Source organism: Helicobacter sp. (assembly GCF_029067145.1).
GTDB lineage: Bacteria > Campylobacterota > Campylobacteria > Campylobacterales > Helicobacteraceae > Helicobacter_D.
Window position 1 is genome coordinate 1 of record NZ_JAIEFA010000008.1, and the last position, 5,343, is coordinate 5,343.

Annotated in this window: 3 protein-coding genes; 2 read left to right on the top strand and 1 reads right to left on the bottom strand. The window is 37.7% G+C overall.

What is annotated here, in order from left to right:
- Positions 1–125: 125 nt before the first annotated feature.
- Positions 126–1,337: a lysozyme inhibitor LprI family protein gene (locus K2N75_RS00525; RefSeq protein ID WP_297681667.1), complete on the top strand. Its 1,212-nt coding sequence runs from the start codon at positions 126–128 to the stop codon at positions 1,335–1,337.
- A 22-nt stretch (positions 1,338–1,359) separates the two neighbouring features.
- Here K2N75_RS00525 and K2N75_RS00530 read toward each other — a convergent pair whose 3' ends face one another.
- Positions 1,360–2,346: a hypothetical protein gene (locus tag K2N75_RS00530; protein WP_297681665.1), complete on the bottom strand. Its 987-nt coding sequence runs from the start codon at positions 2,344–2,346 to the stop codon at positions 1,360–1,362.
- Between the two features lie 129 nt (positions 2,347–2,475).
- Here K2N75_RS00530 and K2N75_RS00535 point away from each other — a divergent pair, with 129 nt between their 5' ends.
- Entirely contained in the window at positions 2,476–5,193 is a 2,718-nt protein-coding gene (locus tag K2N75_RS00535; protein ID WP_297681663.1) for a type I restriction endonuclease subunit R, read from the top strand.
- Positions 5,194–5,343 lie beyond the last annotated feature (150 nt).

Below are 5,343 nucleotides of genomic sequence, written 5' to 3' on the forward strand. Positions count from 1 at the left end.
CTGTTTTGTGCTATTGTGGGATTATATTTTTCTTGTATTCTTTGGACGTAAAGAGTGGGAATTTCAAATATATGCATTTTGTTGTATACTCTAAAATCAATATTTTAAGAAAATAAGGTATGTAAGTGGGAAAATCTATCAGTAGCTTTACATTTTTATTGGGTTTTGTGTTGTTGTGTGTAGGTGTAAAACTATATGCTACACATAACGAGTGCTGTGAAGTAGCAGACGAACCTGAATTGCGCGAGTATATCAGTAAAGATACGATAAATTTTAGCAAAAAGAGTGAATGGGAGGGAGTATGGGGTGAGCTGAATCAATGCGACCCTTTAGAGGGTGTATGTTATGCAGAAAATGCTTTAAGCATTTATGATTGCGATAGCAGTAAGGGCACTTGCATACTTAATCATATCACTACCAAAAAGACAAATCCTGCTTATACAAAAAGAGAATCCATAAACTGTAATGAAGTTTCGCTTGATGGGATAGAGATTCTTGTTTCTGCGCATCAAGCCAAACCGAATGAATCTTATTTTGAGAGAATGTGCTCTGAATTTCAAGGGAAGGACAAAGAATCTTGTCGCCAAAAGGCAGACTTTAGTCTTATTAAAAATAAAAAAGGCATTACTTTCACTTCTTCTGTCTTGTTGGATTCTGAAGTCTGCTATTTGAAAAGTAAAAATCAATATATATCGCAAGAGGCTTTAAGTCAAATTGGAGGTATGCCACAAGGAACTTTGAGTGGGTTTTATCCGCCTCTTAATGCGAGCTTTAATTGTGATAAAAGTGGGCTAAGTAAGATAGAAAAAGGTATTTGCAATAGCTTTGCAACTATAAGAGGTGATTATATTCTCAATCAAATGTATAACTATATTTATGATTTTACGTGGAGTGAAAGCAATAAGCAAAAGCTCAAAAAAGAGCAATTAGAATGGATAAAAGAACGTAATCTTGTATGCAATCAACGAGAAGAACCCAACTTGCTGGCTTATTGTCTTTTTATAAGAAATAATGAACGGATACGTAACCTACAAGCTATTATAGATGATGAGAACGATTCTACTATTAAAACTCCCCAACGCGTGCATATGGAGTTTGTTAGTTCTGCAGGAGCGGTAAAAATCTATGAGAAACCTAGTCTAAACTCTAATGTGCTTCACACCGCAATTTTAAACGATAAGGCGACGATTGTTTTAATGGCTAAAAATTCTCGTAATGGTTTCACAAAAATTTGGTTTTTGGAACATTACAAGGAAGATGGCAGTATGAGGCGATTTGTAGGTTATGTGCAAAATGCCAATATCAAAAGAGATAAAGAGCAACCCGCCGCGCTTTAAAGATTAAAATCATAGAATCTTATTAGTGTGCGCGAGAAGAGAATACTTCCCATAAAGCCTCATTGATTTCATCATAGAATCTTGCGTATGAATAGCCGCCTAAATCTATAAATTGTTCATTCATCGCTTGTTCAATACATTCTTCATTTCCTTTGCAAGATTCTCGCTTTTTCAAGCAATTTCTTTGAATGTTTAGGAGTTTGTTTAGTATTAAACTCTTTTGTTTATCTAATTTTTGTTGCAAGGCAATGAGTAGGTTTGAGTTAAGCTTAGAAATCTCAATATATTCCTCACTATGAGGCAATGTAAAATCACTTAAATCCATTTCCTTTATCCATTCCCTCGTGCCAAAATACAATGTATTATTCATTCTATCTTGGTTGGCTAGTGCAGGGTGAGAGCAAATACTCTTTTCTGTCGCACTTCTTGCCTTTGTGCAGTCAAATCCGGCTTTAAGCTTATAATATTTGTCAGTGATATAATATTCTTCCCCCACATCAAAACTGCATTCTTGCTCTAAAAACGCACAGGCTTTATTTGTCTTTTGCTCCTCTATATTGATATATAAGTATTGAGCATCTCTTTGTGCCATAAGGGTGCATTGTGGAAAAGCAGGGAATAGAATCTGTGCTTGCGTAGAGCTTAAAGGCTTTAAAAGTGCAATGGGTTCATCTTTGCTCTCATCATCTCTATAACAAGAGCCTTCATTCCCCCAATCTCTAAGTCTTGCCCCGCCATTTATTGCTCTTTCAAGTAGAAAGCCTAGCTGTAAAGTATTTTTATTGTGTTTTAGAATCTTTATATCAAAATAATCGGCAGAAATTTTTGATGTGCCAGAAAGTGGCGTATAGAAATAATCACTTGCAAAAAATTCCCCTATGTCGCTCCAATCTTTTAAGTAAGGATTTGTGTATGTTTGTTTTGGCGTGTCCTTTTGACTTGAGAAGCTAGAAGTTGCTAAAAATATTACTGCAAACAAGACTGCTAAAAAATAATGCTTATTCTTCATGATAACTCCTTTTAGTGCTATTATACTTGCGTTTCTTGAATAGTATTTTACCAAGAAATAGTTACGATTCCTTGCGCATAACTTTTAAGTTTATTGTAAAATACGATGAAAAAAGATAGAGGAAGAGGTTTGAAGCCAGAGCAAAAAGCAAGAAAAGAGATTGATAAGCTTTTATCACTAGCGGGATTTGAGTTAAGAGATTTTAAGGATTGCGCTTTAGGGGATTCCACGCCCAATGTAACCCGCAATCTCGCCATAAGAGAATTTATCCTAGAAAATGGCACAAAGGCGGATTATATGCTTTTTGTCGCAGGCAAAGCGTGTGGGGTGATAGAGGCGAAAAAATTTTCTTTGTCTCTAAGCGGGGCGGAAAATCAAGCCAAAAATTATGCTTATACTCTCCCTGCGCATATTCCCTCTTATCAAGAGAGTTTGCCCTTTGTTTATACGAGCAACGCAAGTGAAATTTATTTTACAGATTTACGCGAACCAAGCCCACGCTCAAGGGGGATTTTTGCCTTTCACACACCAAAAGAGCTTTTAGAACAGCTTAACTCCACTCCTTTGCGTGAGAGAATCCAACAAATCCCACCACTAAGCAGTCAAGATTCTAAAGTCTTGAGAGTGTGTCAAAAGGACGCGATAGAGGGCTTAGAAAAATCTTTGAAACAAAACAAACAAAGAGCCTTAATCCAAATGGCAACCGGTGCGGGTAAGACCTTTACCGCTTGTAATTTTGCCTATCGCCTGTTAAGCATAGCAAAGGCAAAGCGCATTTTGTTTCTTGTGGATAGAAACAATCTTGGCAAACAAGCGAAAAAAGAATTTGATAATTTCAGCCCAAGCACAGACAAGCGACATTTTAGCGAGATTTATAATGTGGTGCATTTAGAGACAAATCACATTCCCAAAGAATCCAAAGTCGTGATTACAACAATTCAGCGGCTGTATTCTATTTTGCGCGGAGAGAGTGAGTTTGATAGCACAAACGAGGAACGCTCCGCCTTTGAAAGTGAGGATAAAGAGACAAAAGAAGTTGCCTATAATCCCCAAATTGGCATTGATACCTTTGATTTTATCGTTATTGATGAATGCCACCGCAGCATTTATGGGCTGTGGCGACAGGTGCTAGAGTATTTTGACGCATTTCTTATCGGGCTTAGTGCGACACCCTCTAAGCATACTTTAGGATTTTTTGCCCAAAATATTGTAGCGCAATATGACTTAGAAAAATCCATTCTTGATAAAGTCAATGTGGGCTATGAAATCTTTAGAATTAAAACGCGCATTAGTGAGCAAGGAAGCATTATTGAAGCAAATGCAGAATTTCAGATTCCATTTAGAGAAAAGGACACGCGAAAAATCGGCTATGAGAGCTTGGAAGAGGATTTAGAATACTCCAAAGCAGATTTAGACCGCTCCGTGCTTGCTCCTAGCCAAATCCGCACGATTTTAGAGGCTTATAAAAACAAAGTCTTTGACCTACTTTTTCCTGAACGTGAGCGAAGCTATTTGCCCAAAACTTTGATTTTTGCCAAAGATGATAATCACGCAGAGGAAATCGTGCGCCTTGCGCGAGAAGTGTTTAATGCAGACAATGAGTTTGCACAAAAAATCACCTACAACATCGGCAATCAAAACCCACAAGAACTTATCAATGCTTTTAGGCATTCCAAAAAGTTTAGAATCGCAGTTACGGTGGATATGATAGCCACAGGCACAGACATTAAGCCTTTAGAAGTGCTGATTTTTATGCGCGATATTAAATCGGCGAGTTATTATGCGCAAATGGTTGGGCGCGGGGTGCGTAGTATCCATAATGACGATTTAAGGGCGGTTACGCCTAATGCGGATTGCAAAACGCGTTTTTATGTGATTGACGCGGTGGGCGTGAGTGAATCTCAAAAGATTGATTCGCGTCCTTTAGAACGCAAGAAAGGCTTAAGTTTTAAAGAGATTTTGCAACAGGTGCGCGAAAGTATGGAAAAAGGCGAATACGACAAAGATACGCTTTTAAGTCTTGCTTCAAGGCTTACGCGTTTAGAGTTAAGCTTAAGCAAAGAGGATAATGCGCGTTTGCAAGAGCTAAATTCTGGCAAAAGCCTTTGTGTGCTCGCAAAAGAGATTTTAGAATTTGCGGATTCCTTACAAGCATTAGAGAGAGCAGAGATAGCGCACAATCCACTAGAGATTTTCACAAACGATACATTTTGCAAATTGCTTTTAGAGTTGGCAAAAAAGAGCAAAATTTATATTGATGAAATCTCGCAAGATTCCGTGCTTGAGCTAGGATTTGACACGCAAAAGGCGCAAAATCTCATCGCGCAATTTAATGAATTTATTTTGCAGCATAGAGATGAAATTGCCGCCCTAAGTATTCTCTACTCGCAAAATTACAAAAACCGCCACCTAACTTATGAGGTGATTGCGGAGTTAGCGCATAAGCTCAAACAGGATTCTATGGATGTTCCAAGCCTATGGAATGCGTATAAACTGCGTGATAAGGGCAAAGTGAGTAAGAATCCTAGCAAAAACCTAACCAACCTCATCTCCCTTGTGCGTTATGCACTCAAAATGGATACAGAGCTGCAAGATTTTGCGATTGGGGCGAATGCGCGTTATAATCTGTGGCGTGGGCGATGTATCAAAAAGGGCATTACATTTAGTCCCGAGCAAGAGGAGTTTTTAGAGCTTATCAAAGAATACATTATCGCAAATGGCTTTGTGGAAGTCAAGGATATTCAAGAGATTTGCGCGGACTTAGGTGGGATTTATAGAGCAAAAGTGATTTTTAAGGGTTCTTTGCCGACTCTTGTAGAGGAACTAAGCTTGGCATTGGTGGGGTAAGGAGAATGGATTTTGGTATAATTCAAGCAATATAATAAAATAAAAGGATAAATATTTTGAAGTTATTTTGGATAATATTTGTAAAAATTTGTATTCTTGGAATTCCTATTTATTTTGGAGTATTCCAAAATAAAATACAAAATATTTTTG

What these genes read in the sequence shown, in the direction of transcription:
- K2N75_RS00530 (WP_297681665.1), bottom strand. Translation starts at nt 2,346, where the DNA reads ATGAAGAATAAGCATTATTTTTTAGCAGTCTTGTTTGCAGTAATATTT.